The following is a 19,469-nucleotide window of genomic DNA, read 5'->3' as shown; positions in this document are numbered from 1 at the left end:
CCATGACTGACTGGATGAATGACCCGGCCTGGACTGCACTGGGCCTGTCGCTGCGGGTGGCGGGCTGCGCCACCCTGCTCAACCTGTTGCTGGGTGTGGGGGTAGGCTTGTTGCTGGCGCGCGGGCGCTTTCCCGGCCGTAATCTGCTGGACACCTTGCTGACCCTGCCCATGGTGATGCCGCCCACCGTGCTGGGTTATTACCTGCTCACCCTCTTGGGCAGGCGCGGCCCGCTGGGTGGCTGGCTGCAGGAGCAGTTCGGCATCAACCTGATCTTCACCTGGCAAGGCGCGGTGATTGCTGCCGCGCTGGTGGCCTTTCCCCTGGTGTACAAACCGGCAAGAGCGGCATTTGAAGCGGTGGACGGCCAGCTGGAACAGGCCGGCCGCGTGCTGGGTATCTCGGAAATCGGCATTTTCTTTCGCATCACCCTGCCCTTGGCCTGGCGTGGGATATTGGCTGGCTTGCTGCTGGCCTTTGCCCGCGCACTGGGTGAATTCGGTGCCACGCTGATGGTGGCGGGCAGCATTCCCGGCAAGACCCAGACCCTGTCGGTGGCCATTTACGAAGCGGTGCAGGCCGGTCAGGACGACAGTGCCAACCGGCTGGTGCTGGTGACTTCCGTAGTCTGCATCCTGGTCCTGCTGCTGGCCGGCAAGCTGGCTCCAGGCCGGGTAGCGGAGCGCTGACATGACAACACCCCGCTTTGATCTTTCCATCCGCCACACCCTGCGCAGCGGTCAGCGCAGCTTCTCGCTGGACATCGCATTGCAAAGCAGTTGCCAGCAGCTGGTGGTTTACGGCCCGTCCGGTGCGGGCAAAAGCCTGCTGCTCAAGGCCATTGCCGGTCTGCATCGTCCGGATGCCGGCCATATCCGGCTGGACGGCCGCTGTCTGTTCGACAGCGCACAAGGCATCTGCCTGAGTCCACAGCAAAGGCAGCTGGGCTATCTGTTTCAGGACTACGCGCTGTTTCCGCACCTGAGCGTGCGGCAGAACATCGGCTTTGGCCTGCAGCGCGGCTGGCTCAACCCCGGACGCCGCCGTCAACTGGAGGCTGTTGATTACTGGCTGGAAGCTTTCGGCCTGCAATCGCTGGCCGATCAACTGCCAGCCACCCTGTCCGGCGGCCAGCGCCAGCGCACCGCGCTGGCGCGTGCCTTGGTGGCTCAGCCACGCGCATTGCTGCTGGATGAGCCCTTCTCCGCGCTGGACCCGGCGCTACGTCAGCAATTACGCGGCGAGCTGGCCGAGCTGTTGCAGCGCCTGTCCATCCCCATGCTGCTGATTACCCACGATGCGGCAGACGTGCGCGCCTTCGGCCAGCAAACCTTATACCTGCAGGATGGTCGGCTTGGTCAGCCACCTGCGGACCTGACGGAGACGCCCCATGGATGATTTCCGGCAACAACAGGCCTTCCGTCTGCTCAGCCGTGCGGTGCTGGGTGTGCTGCGCAATGCGCAGGATGGTGAGCTGCCACTGTTTGCCTGGACACTGGGCCTGTCGCAAGCAGACTTGCTGGAGGTGCTGTCCGCCTGCGCGCCAGCGCTTGGCAGCATGGAAGCCTTGCCCGATGCCCAGTACCAGCAACTGCTGGCCCAGCGCCCACCCTTGCATAATGATTTGCTGCTCATGCTGCTGGCCAACCGCTCGGCGGCGGAAAATCCGCAACATGGCCGCTGGCTGGCACATGCAGTGGCCGTAGCCAGCCTGGGCAACCGCCACCTGTGGCAGGACATGGGCCTGTCGTCCCGACACGAGCTGAACCAGCTGTTGCAGTGCTATCTCTACCCCCTGTATGTGCGCAATCGGGGCGATGCCAAATGGAAGCATTTCCTCTATGCAGAGCTGGCAGAGCAGTTGGGTCGCCCAGGCCTCAAGCCGCCGGAATGCCACAGCAATCAGGAGCGCACCGTTTGCCACCCATCCGGGACAGGAAATCTGACATGAAGCAACAGGACATCACCCTGCAAGGCGCATTGTGGCTGAACCTGGCCGGGGAAAAATTCGGCAGCCCGCAGCATCTGGCCTTGCTGGCGCAAATCGATGTCTGCGGCTCCATCAGTCAGGCAGCGCGCGATATCAGGCTGAGCTACAAAGCAGCATGGGATGCCATCGACCACATGAACAATCTGGCCGGTGAGCCGCTGGTGGAGCGGCTGTCCGGTGGCAAGGGCGGTGGCGGTACCCGGCTGACCGCACGTGGCCGCCAGCTGGTGGCCAATTACCAGATCATCGAGCGGGAACATCAGCAGTTCCTGCGCAATCTGCAGCGTCAGGCCAGCGGCATGGCCGACGACTTGCTGCTATTGGGAGGCATGAGCATGAAAACCAGCGCGCGCAACCAGTTTCTGGGCAAGGTGGTAGCCGTCAGGAACGGTGCGGTGAATGACGAAGTGGAAGTGGAAATCACCGATGGCCTGCGCCTGGTGGCCGTGGTCACCCACGACAGCGTCGCCAGCCTGGGGCTGGAACCGGGGGTGACGGCCTATGCGCTGATCAAGGCTTCATCGGTGATCGTTGGTACGCAAGATGACGACATCCGCCTGTCGGCGCGCAATCAGTTGCGCGGCACGGTGAGCAGGCTGATTCCCGGCGCAGTCAATAGCGAAGTGGTGATCGAAATTGCCGCCGGGGTCAGCATCGCCGCCATCATCACCAATGGCAGTGCCGAAGACATGGGCTTGCAGACCGGCTGCAGCGCCACCGCCATCTTCAAGGCCTCCAGCGTGATTCTGGGTGTGCCGGGCTGACGCGACAGCACAACAAAAGGCCCATGTTGCAACAACATGGGCTTTTGCATGTTCAGAATGCCGGGTTTCAGACTTCCCAGTATTCCTTTTCCCGCCCGCCAGAACCGGGGTTCAGTTTTTCGTGCAGACGGCGCAATTGTTCCGGCTCGCCACGCACGCGGAACCAGCTGCCCTCTTCATCCGCCCGTTCTTCCAGCACCTGGCAGTGGCTGTAGATTTCCCCGCGCAATTGCTGGGCCGACCACGGCAGCAGGATTTCATCCTCGGTCAGGTCTTGCTGGAAGAATGCCACGATGCGGGCGCGCAAGGCGGACACATCTTCCGGACGGCGCGCACTCATCACCACGCAGCCGGGGTAACGCTGTTCCAGCTCGGCAAGCCAGCCGCTTTCGTCTGCCACGTGGTCGATCTTGTTGAACACGCGGATACGCGGTACCTCATCAGCACCGATTTCATGCAGAACGGTATCGGTTACTTCCAGCTGGCGCTCAAAGCCCGGGTCGCTGGCGTCGATCACATGCAGCAGCAGACCGGCATCCAGCGCCTCTTCCAGCGTGGATTTGAACGAGGCCACCAGGCCGTGCGGCAGGTTCTTGATGAAGCCCACGGTATCGCTCACCAGCACGCGCGGCACGCTTTCCGGGTAGATGGCGCGCACCGTGGTATCCAGCGTGGCAAACAGCTTGTTGGCCACCAGCACTTCGCTACCGGTCAGTGCCCGCATCAGGGTGGATTTGCCGGCATTGGTATAGCCCACCAGCGACACCCCGGCCAGGCCCTGGCCCTGCCGTTCCAGACGGCGGGCACGCTGGGTCTTGCGTTCCAGCTCCATCGCCAGGATTTCACGTTGCAGTTCGGCAATGCGGTCGCGCACCTTGCGGCGGTCAAGCTCGGTATGTGATTCACCCGAACCACGGCCACCCATGCCGCTACGCTGACGGCCTTGCGGGCCAGCTAGCTTGGCCGCCTCGCGCAGGCGCGGTGCCATGTAACCCAGCCGGGCGATTTCCACCTGCGCCTTGGCCGCGCGTGAGCGGGCATTGCGGTGGAAAATCTCCAGAATCACCATGGTGCGGTCCATCACTTCGCAACCGACAGCCAGCTCCAGATTGCGCGCCTGGGACGGGGAGATTTCGTGATCCACCAGCAGTACGTCAATTTCAATGGCGGACGGGTCCAGCCATTGCGGCGCATCGGCCAGCTCATCAGCGCGCAAGCCGCGATTGACATACATGTGGATTTCTTCCAGCTTGCCCACCCCCAGATAGGCGGTACGGTCAAAGCCGTTACGCTTCTGGACAAAGGTATGCACCACCTGAAAACCCAGGGTCTTGGCCAGTTCGCTCAACTCGGCCAGCGAGGAGGCAAACTCGACATCGCTGACTTCCGGCAACTGGACTGATGCGATGATGGCGTATCTGGGCTGTTCTTTGACTTCTGTTTCTTGCATGGGCAGATTGCTTTAACTTTGGCTGGCGAGCCGCGATTCTACCCGTAAATGCCCGCGCCCGCTGCCAAGATCGCAGCAGGCTTGACCCTGCCAGTCAGCCAGCCGATACTGCTGCGCCGCTGCCGGCTTTACCGCCGCTTCCATCATTCATTCTTCTTTACGTCTGTCCCGCTCATGCCATTCACCTCTCTGGGCCTGCAGCCTGCGCTGGCCGATGCCGCCGCCGCCCAAGGCTATGCCACCCCCAGCGCCATCCAGCACGCTGCCATTCCCGCCATCCTGCAAGGGGGAGATGTGTTGGCTACCGCCCAGACCGGCTCGGGCAAGACTGCAGCCTACTGCCTGCCACTGCTACAACAATGGTTGAGCGACCACACAAGCAAGCGCCGCCAGCTGCGCGGGCTGATCCTGCTGCCCACGCGTGAACTGGCCATCCAGGTGGGTGCCACCCTGCGCGAACTGGGCGACAGCCTGCCGCGCCATCCCAAGGTGGTGGTGGCCTATGGTGGGGTTTCCATCAATCCGCAGATGATGGCCCTGCGCGGTGGTGCCGACATCGTGGTGGCTACGCCGGGCCGCTTGCTGGATTTGCTGCAACACAATGCGCTGAGTCTGTCTGCCGTCAGCACCCTGGTGCTGGACGAGGCCGACCGCTTGCTGGACCTGGGCTTTGCCGCCGAAATCAAGCAGTTGCTGGACTTGCTACCGCCCTACCGGCAGAACCTGCTGTTTTCCGCCACTTTCCCGCCAGCGTTGCGCACACTGGCCACGCAATTGCTGCGACAGCCGCAAACCATCGACATTCCGGCCTCGGCTGAAAATGGCCCGGCCATCCGCCAGCGGGCCATCGAAGTGGATGCAGCCCGCCGTACCATGCTGCTGCGTCATCTGCTGCAAAGTGAAAACCCGGAACGGGTGCTGGTATTTGTTGCCAGCCGTCACAGCGCCGAGCGCGTCAGCGGCAAGTTGCAACAGGCAGGCATCCGTGCCGCCGCCTTGCATGGCGACTGTAGCCAGGGCCAGCGTGGCCAGGTACTGGCCGACTTCAAGGCTGCCCGGCTGCAAGTGCTGGTGGCCACCGATGTGGCGGCCCGCGGCATCGACATTGCCCGGCTGGAGATGGTGGTCAACTACGACCTGCCGCGCTCACCTGCGGATTACACCCATCGCATTGGCCGTACCGGCCGTGCCGGTGCCAGCGGCGTGGCCATCAGCTTTGTCTGTGCTGACAACGCCGCCCACTTCCGCCTGATCGAGAAGCGTCAACAGATACAGCTTGAGCGGGAACGCATTACCGGTTTCGAACCGCAGGATGCAGCGGTGAGCACGCCGCTTGTCGACGGCAATGGCGGCATCAAGGGCAAGCGCATGAGCAAGAAGGACAAGCTGCGCGCGGCCCAGGCGGCCCAATCCTGAAACCAGCCCTGAAGCCAGCCCCGGCGCGGGCTGCAATCAATCTGCAATGACAATTGAGTTTGCGATTTCCACCATGTTAATATCATGAAGCCGCTACGGAAATCGCCAGCTCTACTCCTCTGAATCAGGCGCAACCGGGCCGGTAAACACTCCTCCCCTCATCGCAGCACAGCACAGTACGCCGGTATTGGAGCGCTGATTGAAAAAGACTTTCGCCAGCAGTCTGGTCCTGCGCATGTGCGGATTGATCCTGCTGTCCATCCTGGTATTCGCCTTTGGCTGCTATCACCTGATCGTGCAGCGCACTGTCGACAGTCTGGCCCAGTCGGAAATGCAGATTTCCGCCCAGCAATTGCAGTCCCGCACCCAGCATTTGCTGTCCAGCGTGCAGGACACCTTGCGTGCCAGCCAGTCCTGGGGCCGCAACAGCACCTGGAACAGCCAGACCGAATGGCTGGCGGCCAATCGTCACGAACTGCAGCGCTTCAACGATTTCTTTTTCCCCATCATTGAAAACCACGCCGAGATAGCCTCGGTCAACATGGCACATCAGTCCGGGCGCGAAATCCTGCTGCTACATGATGCCAACGGCGGCTGGACCAATCGCATCAGCGACCCGGCACACTGGGGCCGCACCACCTACTGGTTTTTCTGGGACCGGCAACGCAGGCTGATCCGCAGCGAGACACGGCAGCAGGATTACGACGCCCGCCAGCGCCCCTGGTTTCGCAATGCCATGGCCAGCAACGATGACGGGGCCATTGTCTGGACCAGGCCCTATACCTTCTACACCACGCACCAGATCGGCCTGACTGTCTCCACCCGCTGGACCGCCAGTGACGGCAGCCGCTTCGTGATTGGCCATGACGTCAACCTGAGCAGCCTGTCCCGCCTGGCCGGCACCTTGCCTTCGGAACGCGCCAAAACCCTGGCCTTGCTGGATGAACAGGGCCGCCTGCTGGCCCTGCCCTATGCCGATGGCCAATTGCAGCCGGGCGAGCAACTGCACCCGCTGGCCACGGTGAACAACGGCCCCCTGTCGCATGCCTATCCGCACTGGCTGCTGCGCAGCCAGCTGGCCGGGCAAGCCAGCCGCTTCACCGCAGACGGGCAGGAGTGGTTCAGCCTGTTCCAGCCGATGACGCTTGGCGACCAAACCTGGTGGATTGCGGTGATTGCCCCCGAATCCTCCTTTCTGCCCGGCACCGCCAGCGACCTGATCCTGCTGGTACTGATCAGCATTGCCGCCCTGATTTGTGCCGGCATGGTGGCACTGCGCATGGCACAGCGCTTTGCCCGGCCACTGGAATTGCTGGCACAGGGCAGCGTCCGTTTCGGCCAGCTGGAGCTGCAACAGGCGGTCAGTCAGGATGCCCTGCAAGCCCCCTGGCTGGAAGTGCGCCAGCTGGCAGCCGCGCAGGAGCAAATGCGTCAGCAATTGCTGGTCAAAACTTCCGAACTGCAACAGGCCCGCGCCGAGCTGGAGCAAAAAGTGGTCGAGCGCACCAGCGACCTGCAACATCAGGTAGCCCTGGTGGAAGCTCTGCTGGATACCATTCCCAATCCCATTTTCTACAAGGGTGCCGACACCCGTTTCATCGGCTGCAACCAGGCATACGAGCAGGCCTTCGGCATAGACAGAAGCAACTTCATCGGCAAACGGGTGCTGGAGCTGGAGTACCTGCCGGCCAGCGCCCGCCAGATCTTCCAGCAGGAGGATGAAGCGGTCATTGCCAACTGCAGCCGCATTTCACGTGAAGAACAGCTGCGTTTTGCCGATGGGCAGTTGCATCACGTGCTGTATTCGGTAACCGGCTTCCGCCACGAGGACAGCACCCCGGGCGGACTGATTGGCGTGATTGTCGATGTCAGCGCCATCAAGATTGCCGAGCAGGAAGCTCGTGCCGCCCGCCATCAGGCCGAAGCCGCCACCCGTGCCAAAGCCGAATTCCTGGCCAATATGAGCCATGAAATCCGCACGCCGATGAATGCCGTCATCGGCATGACCCAGCTGGCACTGCAAACCCAGCTGAGCCCGCAGCAACGCAATTATCTGGAGAAGGTCAATACCGCAGCCAACGGCCTGCTTGGCCTGATCAACGACATCCTGGATTTCTCCAAGATCGAAGCCGGCAAACTCAGTTGCGAGCAAACCGAATTCGCGCTGGAAGAAGTCATTGCCCGGGTGGCCGACCTGATGGCGCTGCGGGTGCGGGACAAGGGACTGGAACTGCTGTTCGACATTGACAGCGCGGTTCCCGCCCGGCTGATTGGCGACCCGCTGCGCCTGGGTCAGGTGCTGAACAACCTGGTGGGCAATGCCGTCAAGTTCACCGATTCCGGCGAGGTAACGCTGAGCGTGCGGCTGGAGCGGGAAGAACAGGACAAGCTGACACTGCACTTTGCCGTCAGCGACACCGGCATCGGCATGAGCGCGGCCCAGCAGGACTGTATTTTCCAGGCTTTCTCGCAGGCTGACAGTTCCACCACCCGCCGTTACGGTGGCACCGGCCTTGGCTTGAGCATCAGCAAGCACATCGTGCAACTGATGGATGGCGATATCACCGTCAGCAGCCAGCCAGGACAGGGCAGCTGCTTCAGTTTTACCTGCCAGTTTGGCAAGGCGGATGCCAACGAGCCGGTACTGAGCACGCTGCCGGACATCCGTGGCATGCGTGCGCTGGTGGTGGATGACAATGCCGCAGCGCGCGAAGTATTCGTCCACATGCTGCAAGCACTGCAACTGGAGGCATGGTCGGTGGACAGCGGCACGGCTGCCTTGCAGGCCCTGCAGCAGGCACAGGATGCCGGACTGCCCTATCAGCTGGTGCTGATCGACTGGAAAATGCCCGGCATGGACGGGGTGGAAACCCTGCGCCGCATCCAGGCCAATACACAACTGGACACCCCGGTATGCCTGCTGGCCACCGCGCACGATTGCGACAGCCTGAGCCAGGCTCTGGGCAACACCACGGTTGACGGCATTTTCAACAAGCCGGCCACCTTCTCCACCTTGCTGGACGCCATTCACACCGCCTGCCGTCATCAGCCGGCGCTGCAAGTCGGCAGCAATGCCCCGCGGCTGGATCTGGCACAGCTGCGCCAGTTGCTGCAAGGCGCACAGGTCCTGCTGGTGGAAGACAACCAGACCAATCAGGAAGTGGCGCTGGAACTGTTGCGTCAGGTCGGCATACAGGCTGATCTGGCCGAAAACGGCGCCCAGGCCGTGGCGATGGCCGCCGCCAGGGACTATGCCCTGATACTGATGGACTGCCAGATGCCGGTGATGGACGGACTGGAAGCCACGCGCCAGTTACGCCTGGACACACGTCACAACGCGAGCAAGATCGTCGCCATGACCGCCAATGTCATGGAAGGGGAAGAACAGCGCTGCCTGGATGCCGGCATGGACGACTACATCGCCAAGCCCATCGACATCCAGGTGTTTTATGCCTGCCTGCTGCGCCACTTGCGCCCCGGCATGCCGCAAAGCCTGCCCGGCAAGCTGCCGCTGCCCGGCAGCAGCCGCAGCAGCGATGTCGTCCTGAACCGCGATGCCGCCCTGCTGCGCATGGGCGGAGACACCACCTTGTACCAGCGCTTGTTGCATCGCTTCCGCGAGCGGGAAAGCGATGCCTGCCAGCGGCTGCAACAAGCCTTGCAGCAGGCAGACACCGAAACCGCCCGCCGCATCGTGCACAACCTCAAGGGCCTGGCCGGCAATCTGGGTGCGGACGCGCTGGCCGCCGCCTGCCGCCACGCGGAATACCATCTGGACAGCGATATCGACAGCCGTGACCAGGCCATCAGCAGGCTGGAGCAGCAATTGCAAGCCCTGCTGGCGCAGCTGGAACAGGAGCAGACGCCAGCAGCTGCCATTCCGCTGGCCGGTGAAGACAGCATCCGTGCATTGCTGGATACGCTGGAACAACAACTGCGTGACGATGACATCCGCGCCAGCAAGACCGCGGCGGAATTGTTCCGCAACCTGGCTGATCACGAAGCCGCCGACGCCGCCGAACAGCTGTCACGTCAGGCGGGACAATATGAATACGAAGCCGCCTTGCAGCAGCTGGCGCAGTTGCGCGTCCGGCTGCAAGCAAGCTGAACATGCATGCCAACCGAAAGCCCATTATCCATGGCTGATCTCAGACAACGTCAAAGCATCCTGATTGCCGACGATGTGCCGGACAATATCGAATTGCTGGCCGCCATCCTGGAAGACGAATACACCATCAAGGTGGCACCCAATGGTGAGAAGGCGCTCAAGATTGCCTATTCCGACACCCCGCCGGACCTGATCCTGCTGGACGTGATGATGCCAGGCCTGAGCGGGCATGAAGTGTGCCGCCGGCTGAAGTCCAACCCGGACCGTCAGCACATTCCGGTCATCTTCGTCACTGCCATGTGTTCGGTGGAGGATGAAAAGCTGGGGCTGGAAATCGGTGCGGTGGATTACATCACCAAACCCATCAGCCCGCCGGTGGTCAAGGCACGGGTGCGCACCCATCTGGCCTTGTACGACCAGACGCGCGAACTGGAGCGCATGGTGGTTCAGCGCACCAACGAACTGCTCAGCTCGCGTCAGCAAATCATCCAGCGCCTGGGGCGTGCCGCCGAGTTCAAGGACAACGAAACCGGCAACCATGTCATCCGCATGGCGCATGCCACCCGGTTGATCGCCGAAGTGGCCGGCCTTGGCAGCAAGGCGCAGGAAATCCTGCAACTGGCCGCGCCCATGCACGATATCGGCAAGATCGGCATTCCGGACCATATCCTGCTCAAGCCGGGCAAGCTGGATGCCGAAGAATGGAAGCTGATGAAACAGCACCCGCAAATGGGGGCCGACATCATTGGCAGTCACGATGACGAGCTGCTGCAAACCGCTAGCATCATTGCGCTGAGTCATCACGAGCGCTGGGATGGCAGTGGCTACCCCTTCGGCTTGCGTGGCGAGGCCATTCCACTGGCCGGGCGCATCGTGGCCATTGCCGATGTATTTGATGCGCTGCTGTCGGCCCGTCCTTATAAAAAGGCCCTGCCGCTTGAAGAAGCGCTGGACTATATGTATGGCCAGTCCGGCGCGCACTTCGACCCGCAACTGATTGCCGCCTTTCGCAAGGCCTTGCCGGAAATCCTGCGGATTCGCGCCAACTATGCTGACGACGAGGGTCAGGACAACTGAGAGCTGCCAGCTCTCGTGCAGGCAGGAAAAGCAAAACCCCCGGCTAGCGGGGGTTTTGCTTTGGGATTGCTGCGCCCGGGCTTACAGCTTGAACTGCGACACCAGGTTGCGCAAATCACCACCACGGCGCGACAGGTCCTGAATGATGGTGAGAATGCGTTGCACGTTCTCATCACTTTCCAGTGCCTTGGTGTTGATGCGCTCTGCACTTTGCGCCATCACCGTGGTCGCCGTGCTCTGCTCCTTGGTGGAGCTGGTGATTTCCGACATGCGGCTGGCAATGTCCTGCGTGCTGGCCTTGATGCGGCCCACCTTCTCGGCCGCTTCACGCGACATTGCCACCCCGGTGGCAACACGCTCGTTGGTCTTGCTGGTATGGCCGATTGCCACTTCGGTCTGGCTCATCACGCTGTTGATCATCTGCGCGATTTCTACCGTGGCCGATGCAGTCCGCTCGGCCAGCTTGCGTACTTCGTCCGCCACCACGGCAAAGCCACGGCCTTGTTCACCGGCACGGGCCGCTTCAATGGCAGCATTCAGTGCCAGCAGGTTGGTCTGATCCGCAATGTCACGAATCACCGCCACAATGCCGCGAATCTGTTCGGAATGCGAAGACAGGTCGCCCATGGCGCTTTGCAGGGCATCCACCGTCTGCACGATGGACTGCACTTCGCGTGCCACTTGCTCCATGGCCTGGTAGGAGTCTTCCGAGTTTTCACGGGTGGAAGCGACCAGTACTTCGGTTTCCCCGGCATTGTCGGCAATGTGGTTGATGCTGACGGTGATTTCTTCGATCGTTGCCGCCGTGGCCGACAGTTCATTGGACTGCACGCGGGAATCCGAGGCAATGCTCTCGGCGGCCTGATGCAGGGCTGCGGTATCGCGTGCCAGTGCTTCGGCATCGTTGCGCACCGAGACGAACATGCCATGCAGCTTGTGGACGAAGGCATTGAAGGCTTCGGCAATCTGGCCTACTTCATCTTGCGAACGTACCGGCAAGTGCAGGGTCAGGTCGCCATCGCCGCTGGCTACGTTACGCATTGCATCGCGCAGTTCGGTCAGGCCGGACATCATGCGGGCCACACCGATGGTTGCCAGCAAGGCCGCCACCACCACACCGGCAATCAGCACCGCGATCATCAGCTCGATCAGGTGGGTCACTGACACGGTAGCCGCCGCCACCGGCACCACCACGCCCAGCAGCCAGCCGGTCTTGCCCACCGGATACAGCGCAGTCATGCTGGCTTCGCCGTTCAGGTTGATGGTTTGCAGTGTGCCGTCCTTGCTGACACTGTTCAGATCAAAGCCCGGCATCACTTCATTGATTTTCTTCAAGCCCGAATCCTTGACCGGATGGGCAATCACCGAGCCGTCACCGGTAATCAGGAAGGCAAAGCCGTCACCCGGCAGCTTGGAGGACACCACTTCGTCCGCTACGCGCACCAGGGAGACATCACCACCGGCCACGGCAACCAGCTGGCCATCTTTGCGCAGGGCCTTGGCAAAGGTGATGATGGGCTTCTTGGTAGCAGCGTCAATGTAAGGCGCAGTGGCAATGGCGTCCTGCGAATTGCTGGCCGCCAGGTACCACGGTCGGCCTGTCGGGTCATAACCCGGAGGCACTGGCGTGGAGCCGGTGAATTGCGTCATTTTCTTGCTGGGTTCACCGACATACATGTCATCCAGCTTGCCGGCCACCTGCGACTGGTCAAGGATGGGTTTCATGTCCCCTTCGGTAAAATGCAGCAAGGCAGAGCCGACGATATTCTGACGAGTGGAAACCCACTCGGTAATGAAGCTGACCTTGTTATTGGCCGTCTGGACAATCTGGTCACTGATGGAAGAGAGCAGCGCTTCTTTCATTTTCCAGTAGGCCACACCGCAGAACAACAGCGAAATGGCTACCAGAATCATCAGTACAAATGCAAGCATTCTGGAACGGAGAGTACGCATGGAGGATCCTGTTTTTATAATTACTTAAAACCACACATTGCTAGCTGACACCACCGCCTGAGGTGGCCACCGGCGTGCTGCAATGTTCCCGGCTTCAATCCGACACGTCAATACCAATTTCAAATGCATCCGGCATTTTCAATAGGCTGATGCACAATATTGGCATTGATGAAGCAATTAACGCTCTGTTTCATGCATATCCCTCCCCGAAACATCAAATAAAAGACTGACTGAATAGATTTATTACTGCTCTCTCTAGTTATTGATCAGTTTCAGGCAACAATCCAGCACTACACACAAAATAGACCGAAGGCATGAAAAAAGGACGCCGCTGCGTCCTTTTCATGTCAATGACCGGTCACCCGGTATGGCCGGTCAGCCGGCTACGGCTTCCTTCAGCAGCTTGATGGGGGTGAACACCACCTTGCGCTTTGCCGGGATCAGCACGGTTTCGCCGGTTTTCGGATTACGGCCATTGCGCTCCGCCGTATTTTTCACCTTGAACTTGCCGGTACTGGCCAGCGTGACCTCACCACCGCTGACCAGCTCATCACGAATGGTCTGTTCCAGCGCATCCATGAAGCGCAGGACATCGACTTTGCTGCAGCCGGTTTTTTCGGAAAGGATGGCAATGAGTTGTTGTTTGGTCATGCAAGGCTCCTGCGCCGCAAAAGGTGAATAGTCTCAAGCTGGAAGGTTAACCAGCCAGAGCATGCTCCAGCAAGGAAAATTTGTCATAGCTGCCACAAGGGGCCGTGCCTGCCCTACATGCTTCAGAGTTTTTTTACATGGATATTGCCTGCTTGCCCTGTCAGTTTTGATTTTGTACAATTTCATAATCAACAGTGCGGAGATTCACCATGACAACCACCCTGAACCCGGATCAGAGCCAGGCTTTCTATCTGACCATGCCCGACCACTCGCTGAGCGGTGCCGGTATTGCTGCCGGGCATATCCTTACCATCGATGCGCAGCGCAGCCCGGTACAAGGCAATCTGGTGCTGGCCGCCGTGGATGGCGAATTCATGGTGCGTCGCCTGCAGCGCAACGGGCAGCGGCTGTGCCTGCTGGCTGCTCATCCGGACTACCCGCCGATAGAGGCGGATTACGGCCAGGACTTTGCCATCTGGGGTGTCATCAGCCAGCCGGACTGCCACCTTACGGCATAGCAACAGGCCGCAGCCTGCGGAGCACCACTTGTTTGTCATTTGGCAAGATATTGATTTTTAGTGACTTGTCGCCCGCACCTTCCAGTCTATTACGACACTATGTCATCCGACACAATTCAGGACAGGGAGCGCTTCGTGAACATTTCGCAACGACTGGCACTGACACTGGGCATTGCCTTGCTGGCATTGATAGGTATCGGCGGCTTCGGCCTGTATCAGCAAAAACAGGCCAATGCCCGCTTCGAATACCTGACAGCCAATACCTTCCCCAGCATCATTGCGCTGGATGAAATGCAGGATGCACTGACCCAGATGCGCACCGGCACTTACCGCCATGTCATTGCGCAAAACGACAGTCAGAAAGAAAAAGACCAGCAGGCCATCAATACCCAGGACAAACGCTTTGATGAAGCCGCAGCCCGTTACGAAAAAGACCTGATCGTCGACGCCGAGGACCGCCAGTTGCTGGAGCAGGACCGCAAGCTGGTGGCCAGCTATCGCAGCGCCCGCGATGCCTTGTTGCAGCTGTCACGGCAGCACAAGACCCAGGAAGCCGAGCAGGCCATCACCGGCGGCAATATGCGCGCTGCGACTGCGGCCTTGAGCAAGAACCTGCAGGAACACATGCAATTCAACTACCGGCTGGCGGGCAAGCTGGCCGATGACAACCGGCAGGCCTATCAGCAGGCTATCACCATGTCGATTGCGGTCATTGCTGCCTGCCTGCTGGGCTGTGCGCTGCTGGGTGGCAGCCTGTTCCGGCACATTCGCAGCAGCCTGCTGGGCATGCGCGACGTGATGTTCAATGTGCGAGAGGCGCTGGATTTCCGCCTGCGGGTGAAAGTGATGCGCCAGGATGAAGTGGGCGAAACCGCCATGGCATTCAATGCCCTGCTGCAACAATTGCAGGACAGTTTCCAGGATATCCGCCGCAGCGTGGAATCCGTCGACCAGGCCATTGAGGGCATGGCCAGCAACACCACGCAGATTGCCCGCAGTTCCGAGTTGCAAAGCGAAGCTGCAGCCGCCATGGCAGCAGCCATCGAGGAAATGACGGTCAGCATTAACCATGTGTCCGACCGCGCGCTGGAGGCCAACCAGCAAACCAGTGCCGCAGGCGATACCGCCAGCCAGGGTGGGCAGGTAATCCTAGCTACGGTGAGCGGCATCACGGCGGTTTCCGAATCCATCCGCCAGGCAGCAAGCCAGGTGGCCAGTTTGCGTCAGGACAGTCAGACGGTGGCCACGGTGATGAACATCATCAAGGAAATTGCCGAACAGACCAATTTGCTGGCGCTGAATGCGGCCATCGAAGCGGCGCGGGCCGGTGAAATGGGCCGGGGCTTTGCCGTGGTGGCCGATGAGGTGCGGAAGCTGGCAGAACGCACGGCCAAGTCCACCACGGAAATTTCCACGGTCATCAGCCAGATGCAACAAGGTACGCAGGATGCTGTTGGCAGCATGGAACGCGTGGTGGAACGCGCCAATCAGGAAGCCGATGCCGCCCGCGGTGCAAACAGCGCCATCGAACGCATCCAGGACAATACCCAGCAGGCCAGGGAACTGGTGCATGACATTTCCCACAGCATTTCCGAACAAACCAGCACCAGCACCACCATTGCCCAGCGGGTGGAACAGATTGCCCAGATGGCAGAGGAAAACTCGTCTGCTGCCAGCAGCTCGGCCGATGCCGCACGTGAACTGCACAAGCAGGCCAGAACCATACTCAACACCGTGGCGCAGTATCAGGTGTAACGCCACCTGCTTTGCCCTGCAGCCATACCCGTTTACAGATGGGTATGGCGCTCCGGACGGGCGGCGGTTTCCATTTCGGCCAGACCCTGCAAGATGCCGCAGGCGTCCAGCGCCTGTGTCTGCTGGCAGCGCTGGCGCAGTTCATCCAGCTGCGCTTTCAGCTGCACCAGTTCGGCAATGCGCGCATCCACATGACTGATATGCGCATCCAGCACCTGGTTCACCCCGCCGCAATCGGACTGCGGGTCCGCCATCAGTGACAGCAACTGGTGGATTTCCTCATGCGTCATGTCCAGCGCCCGGCAGTTACGGATAAATCGCAGCCGTTCCAGATGGCGCTCGCCATAGCTGCGATAGTTGTTGGCCTCGCGTTGTGGCGGTGGCAACAGCCCGGTCTTTTCATAAAAGCGCACGGTTTCGCTGGTACAGTCCGCCAGTCTGGCCAATTCACCAATTTTCATTGCACTCCCCTTTAGCTGTTGACCTTGAAGTTGCTACAGGGTGTTAACTGTATGCCAATGCAACACAGGAGACCAGCATGCAAGCCAGATACAAGCGTGTACCCGCCCCGCACGACAAAGCAGCCCACAGCCATCATGGCCACGGACAGGATGGACACAAGCATGCTGATCACCACCACGACCACTGCTGCGGCAGCACCAGCGCGCCGCTGGAAACACTGGCCGGAGCGCGCAGTGAAGGCGAGCTGAAGGTTACGCCCATCCGCATCCTGCAAATGGACTGCCCCACCGAAGAAGCGCTGATCCGCAAACAGCTGGACGCCATGAGCGAAGTTGTCGCGCTGGAATTCCGCCTGATGCAGCGCGTGCTCACAGTCACGCACCAGAAGGCAGCACTGCCTGCCATTCTGAGCGCCTTGCGTGAGCTGGGCTTCAACCCGGAAACCGCAGCCGAGGCAGGCACCCTGCCCCCGGCCGATTCCGCTGCCGCCCCTACCCCCTGGTGGCCGCTGGCCTCTGCCGGTTTGCTGGCACTGGCCGCCGAATTGTGTGACTGGCTGAAAGCCCCTGGCTGGCTGGCAGCCTTGCTGGCTTTGGCAGCGATTGCCATTTGCGGCATCAGCACCTACCGCAAGGGCTGGATAGCACTGCGTCACCTCACCCTCAACATCAATGCCCTGATGAGCATTGCCGTTACCGGCGCGCTGCTGCTGCAGCAATGGCCGGAAGCCGCCATGGTGATGGTGCTGTTCACCCTGGCCGAGCGCATCGAGGCCAGATCGCTGGAGCGGGCTCGCCATGCCATTGACAGCCTGCTGCAACTCACGCCGCCCAGCGCCACTGTGCAAGCTGGCGATGGCAGCTGGCAAAACATGCCGGTGGACGCCATTCCGCTGGACGCAGTAGTGCGGGTAGCGCCGGGCGAACGCATTGCACTGGATGGCGTCATCATCAGCGGTCATTCCACGGTCAACCAGTCCGCCATGACCGGCGAAAGCATGCCGCTGGAAAAACAGACTGGCGATAGCGTCTACGCCGGCACGCTGAACGAAAACGGCGCTTTCGATTACCGCGTCACCGCCGCCGCCAGCGATACCATGCTGGCGCGCATCCGGCATGCGGTGGAGCAGGCGCAGGATGCCAAGGCCCCTACCCAGCGCTTTGTCGATCGTTTTGCCCGCATCTACACCCCGACCGTCTTTGCGCTGGCCACCTTGCTGGCCATCCTGCCGCCACTATTCACCGGTGGCGACTGGCTGGCATGGATCTACAAAGCGCTGGTGCTGCTGGTGATTGCCTGCCCGTGCGCGCTGGTCATCTCCACCCCGGTTACCGTGGTGAGCGGCCTGGCCGCTGCAGCCCGTCAGGGAATACTGATCAAGGGCGGTGTCTGGCTGGAACAAGGCCGCCAGCTGCGTACGCTGGCACTGGACAAGACCGGTACCATTACCCATGGCAAGCCGGAACAGACAGCCTGGCAGGCACTGGATACTGAACACGCCAGCAGCTGCCGCAGCCTGGCAGCCAGCCTTGCCAGCCGCTCAGACCATCCGGTGTCCCGCGCCTTGCTGCGCGCGGCAGAGCAAGACGGCATCGCCCTGCAGGAAGTCAGCCAGTTTGCGGCAATCACCGGCCGTGGCATTCACGGGGTGATAGCCGGACGTCAGCTGTGGCTGGGCAACCTGGCGCTGGCCGGTCAGCTTGGCCGGAAGACACCCGAAGTTGAGGCTTGGGTGGCTGCCCGTGAGCAAGATGGCAATAGCGTGGTGATGCTGATGGATGAAGAGCGGGTGCTGGCCCTGTTTGCCGTGGCAGACACCATCCGCCCCGCCAGCCGGGACGCCATCGCCCAGTTGCACAAGTTGGGCATCCGTACCGTCATGCTCAGTGGGGACAACCAGCAAACTGCCAGCGCCATTGCCGCTGCTGTCGGCATTGACCAAGCCCATGGCGGGCTGCTGCCACAGGACAAGGCCGACATCATTGCCCATTTGGGCCGGGACGGACTGGTGGGCATGGTGGGGGATGGCATCAATGACGCACCGGCACTGGCACGCGCCGACATCGGCTTTGCCATGGGTGCGATGGGGTCGGATACCGCCATCGAAACCGCCGATGTGGCACTGATGGATGACGACCCCGCCCGCCTGCCCGCATTTGTGCGCCTGTCCCGCGCCACGCACACCATTCTGGTGCAAAACATCGTACTGGCGCTGGGCATCAAGGCGGTTTTCCTGCTGCTGACCCTGCTGGGCATGGGCAGCATGTGGATGGCGGTATTCGCCGATGTCGGTGCCAGCCTGCTGGTGGTGGGCAACGGCTTGCGACTGCTGCGCAAGTAGGAGTGCAGGCACGCTGCTTGCTTGCTACATGAGCGAAACGCCTCCAACACCCCGGAGGCGTGCCGACCACCCACACCCCGGGTGGCAGGACTTGCCCGCAGGAGCCACATCATGACACCCAGCACACCGCTTACCTTGTTGATCACCCGCCGCATCAAGCCGGCACGCCACGCCGATTTCCACGCCTGGATCCGCCAGGGCGAGAGCCTCGCTACAGCTGCGCCCGGCTACCTGGGCTCCGGACTGCTGCAACCGCCGCCGGGTGACGACCACTGGCAAATCCTGTTTCGTTTCAGCGATCAGGCCAGTCTGGATGCCTGGGCAGCCAGCCCGGCACGTCAGGCATGGCTGGCTGCTGGGGAAGAGTTGATCCGGCACAGCAGCGTGCATTGCGCCGAAGGCCTGGAGCAGTGGTTTGGTCTGAAAACACCACCACGCTGGAAACAGGCGGTGATGATCTGGCTGGTATTCTTTCCGGTCTCGCTCTGTTTCACCCTGCTCTTGGGCGACAAACTGGCCAGCCTGCCGGTGGTGCTGCGGGTACTGTGCAGCACCCTGATGCTGACACCTGTCATGGTGTTCCTGTTCATTCCGCTCAGCAGCCGCCTGCTGCACAAATGGCTGCAAAGCGATGGCAGTCGTCCGACCGGGCTGTCTGCCAAGCCCTGAATCAGCAACAGCCATACCTCCTGACCAGCCAACATGCTGGTCAGGATCAAACTTTGCTGCATTTTTCCCGCCCGACAGCCGGATTGCCGTCGGCAATGGCACTTCCCTCGTTTATGATAAGGTTATTGTGCATTTTCATGCCTATCATCAGAGAGTTCCGCCATGCCCTCACCCTGGCACAGTTCGCTGGATCCCGCTCAACTGGCAAGCAGCTTGCAAGCCTGGCATGCCGACCACCCCGACCAGCGCCTGCTGGCCTTGCTGGCCGAAGCCGACCGTGAGCAACTGCCAATCCTGCAAACGGCCTGCCTGCAT

General features: G+C 61.1%; 15 protein-coding genes. 11 read left to right on the top strand and 4 right to left on the bottom strand.

All coding sequences use genetic code 11. The annotated features are described in order from the left end of the window. Positions 1 to 2: 2 nt before the first annotated feature. From modB to ACE3SE_RS15965, 4 genes are read left to right on the top strand one after another with little or no spacing between them, the layout of a single operon-like run. Positions 3 to 689 (top strand): molybdate ABC transporter permease subunit, encoded by a 687-nt coding sequence (gene modB, locus ACE3SE_RS15980; protein WP_374556722.1) that lies wholly within the window; start codon positions 3 to 5, stop codon positions 687 to 689. A gap of 1 nt (position 690) precedes the next feature. Next, the gene (locus ACE3SE_RS15975) at positions 691 to 1,398 is read left to right on the top strand and encodes an ATP-binding cassette domain-containing protein (protein ID WP_374556720.1); all 708 of its coding nucleotides are present in this window, start codon (positions 691 to 693) and stop codon (positions 1,396 to 1,398) included. Then, on the top strand, positions 1,391 to 1,951 hold the full coding sequence (locus tag ACE3SE_RS15970; protein WP_374556718.1) for a nitrogen fixation protein NifQ: 561 nt from the start codon (positions 1,391 to 1,393) through the stop codon (positions 1,949 to 1,951). Before ACE3SE_RS15975 ends, ACE3SE_RS15970 begins: the two co-directional genes overlap by 8 nt. After that, entirely contained in the window at positions 1,948 to 2,754 is an 807-nt protein-coding gene (locus tag ACE3SE_RS15965) for a TOBE domain-containing protein (protein ID WP_374556715.1), read from the top strand. Before ACE3SE_RS15970 ends, ACE3SE_RS15965 begins: the two co-directional genes overlap by 4 nt. 67 nt (positions 2,755 to 2,821) lie before the next feature. Here ACE3SE_RS15965 and hflX read toward each other — a convergent pair whose 3' ends face one another. Next, positions 2,822 to 4,204, bottom strand: a complete 1,383-nt coding sequence (hflX, locus tag ACE3SE_RS15960; protein ID WP_374556713.1) for a GTPase HflX — start codon at positions 4,202 to 4,204, stop codon at positions 2,822 to 2,824. Between the two features lie 174 nt (positions 4,205 to 4,378). Between hflX and ACE3SE_RS15955 the strand changes: the two genes are divergently transcribed. From ACE3SE_RS15955 to ACE3SE_RS15945, 3 genes are all read left to right on the top strand, one after another. After that, positions 4,379 to 5,620 (top strand): DEAD/DEAH box helicase, encoded by a 1,242-nt coding sequence (locus ACE3SE_RS15955; protein WP_374556711.1) that lies wholly within the window; start codon positions 4,379 to 4,381, stop codon positions 5,618 to 5,620. Positions 5,621 to 5,819: 199 nt separating this feature from the next. Continuing rightward, positions 5,820 to 9,728: a response regulator gene (locus ACE3SE_RS15950; RefSeq protein ID WP_374556708.1), complete on the top strand. Its 3,909-nt coding sequence runs from the start codon at positions 5,820 to 5,822 to the stop codon at positions 9,726 to 9,728. Positions 9,729 to 9,758: 30 nt separating this feature from the next. Continuing rightward, entirely contained in the window at positions 9,759 to 10,805 is a 1,047-nt protein-coding gene (locus ACE3SE_RS15945; RefSeq protein WP_374556706.1) for an HD domain-containing phosphohydrolase, read from the top strand. Between the two features lie 81 nt (positions 10,806 to 10,886). Here ACE3SE_RS15945 and ACE3SE_RS15940 read toward each other — a convergent pair whose 3' ends face one another. Then, positions 10,887 to 12,758 (bottom strand): methyl-accepting chemotaxis protein, encoded by a 1,872-nt coding sequence (locus tag ACE3SE_RS15940; RefSeq protein WP_374556704.1) that lies wholly within the window; start codon positions 12,756 to 12,758, stop codon positions 10,887 to 10,889. A 375-nt stretch (positions 12,759 to 13,133) separates the two neighbouring features. Further along, on the bottom strand, positions 13,134 to 13,409 hold the full coding sequence (locus ACE3SE_RS15935; RefSeq protein ID WP_045844798.1) for an HU family DNA-binding protein: 276 nt from the start codon (positions 13,407 to 13,409) through the stop codon (positions 13,134 to 13,136). A gap of 209 nt (positions 13,410 to 13,618) precedes the next feature. Here ACE3SE_RS15935 and ACE3SE_RS15930 point away from each other — a divergent pair, with 209 nt between their 5' ends. Further along, positions 13,619 to 13,927, top strand: a complete 309-nt coding sequence (locus ACE3SE_RS15930) for a LexA family protein (RefSeq protein ID WP_374556702.1) — start codon at positions 13,619 to 13,621, stop codon at positions 13,925 to 13,927. 135 nt (positions 13,928 to 14,062) lie between these two features. Then, on the top strand, positions 14,063 to 15,682 hold the full coding sequence (locus ACE3SE_RS15925) for a methyl-accepting chemotaxis protein (protein WP_374556700.1): 1,620 nt from the start codon (positions 14,063 to 14,065) through the stop codon (positions 15,680 to 15,682). A 32-nt stretch (positions 15,683 to 15,714) separates the two neighbouring features. Here the strand turns inward: ACE3SE_RS15925 and cadR are convergent, their stop codons facing one another. Further along, entirely contained in the window at positions 15,715 to 16,143 is a 429-nt protein-coding gene (gene cadR / locus ACE3SE_RS15920) for a Cd(II)/Pb(II)-responsive transcriptional regulator (RefSeq protein ID WP_062787683.1), read from the bottom strand. 77 nt (positions 16,144 to 16,220) lie between these two features. Between cadR and ACE3SE_RS15915 the strand changes: the two genes are divergently transcribed. Then, positions 16,221 to 18,485, top strand: a complete 2,265-nt coding sequence (locus ACE3SE_RS15915; RefSeq protein WP_374556697.1) for a heavy metal translocating P-type ATPase — start codon at positions 16,221 to 16,223, stop codon at positions 18,483 to 18,485. Positions 18,486 to 18,596: 111 nt separating this feature from the next. Beyond that, positions 18,597 to 19,154, top strand: a complete 558-nt coding sequence (locus tag ACE3SE_RS15910) for an antibiotic biosynthesis monooxygenase (RefSeq protein ID WP_374556695.1) — start codon at positions 18,597 to 18,599, stop codon at positions 19,152 to 19,154. The last annotated feature ends 315 nt before the right edge of the window (positions 19,155 to 19,469 follow it).

The organism is Aquitalea pelogenes, assembly GCF_041914625.1.
Taxonomy (GTDB): Bacteria; Pseudomonadota; Gammaproteobacteria; order Burkholderiales; family Chromobacteriaceae; genus Aquitalea; species Aquitalea pelogenes.
Note: the sequence above shows the minus strand (reverse complement) of the source record. Positions and strands in the feature narration are given on the sequence as shown.

Coding starts and splice junctions, on each gene's coding strand:
- ACE3SE_RS15915 (WP_374556697.1), top strand. CDS start 16,221: ATGCAAGCCAGATACAAGCGTGTACCCGCCCCGCACGACAAAGCAGCC.
- ACE3SE_RS15940 (WP_374556704.1), bottom strand. CDS start 12,758: ATGCGTACTCTCCGTTCCAGAATGCTTGCATTTGTACTGATGATTCTG.
- hflX (WP_374556713.1), bottom strand. CDS start 4,204: ATGCAAGAAACAGAAGTCAAAGAACAGCCCAGATACGCCATCATCGCA.
- ACE3SE_RS15945 (WP_374556706.1), top strand. CDS start 9,759: ATGGCTGATCTCAGACAACGTCAAAGCATCCTGATTGCCGACGATGTG.
- ACE3SE_RS15935 (WP_045844798.1), bottom strand. CDS start 13,409: ATGACCAAACAACAACTCATTGCCATCCTTTCCGAAAAAACCGGCTGC.
- ACE3SE_RS15975 (WP_374556720.1), top strand. CDS start 691: ATGACAACACCCCGCTTTGATCTTTCCATCCGCCACACCCTGCGCAGC.
- ACE3SE_RS15955 (WP_374556711.1), top strand. CDS start 4,379: ATGCCATTCACCTCTCTGGGCCTGCAGCCTGCGCTGGCCGATGCCGCC.
- modB (WP_374556722.1), top strand. CDS start 3: ATGACTGACTGGATGAATGACCCGGCCTGGACTGCACTGGGCCTGTCG.
- ACE3SE_RS15930 (WP_374556702.1), top strand. CDS start 13,619: ATGACAACCACCCTGAACCCGGATCAGAGCCAGGCTTTCTATCTGACC.
- cadR (WP_062787683.1), bottom strand. CDS start 16,143: ATGAAAATTGGTGAATTGGCCAGACTGGCGGACTGTACCAGCGAAACC.
- ACE3SE_RS15965 (WP_374556715.1), top strand. CDS start 1,948: ATGAAGCAACAGGACATCACCCTGCAAGGCGCATTGTGGCTGAACCTG.
- ACE3SE_RS15970 (WP_374556718.1), top strand. CDS start 1,391: ATGGATGATTTCCGGCAACAACAGGCCTTCCGTCTGCTCAGCCGTGCG.
- ACE3SE_RS15910 (WP_374556695.1), top strand. CDS start 18,597: ATGACACCCAGCACACCGCTTACCTTGTTGATCACCCGCCGCATCAAG.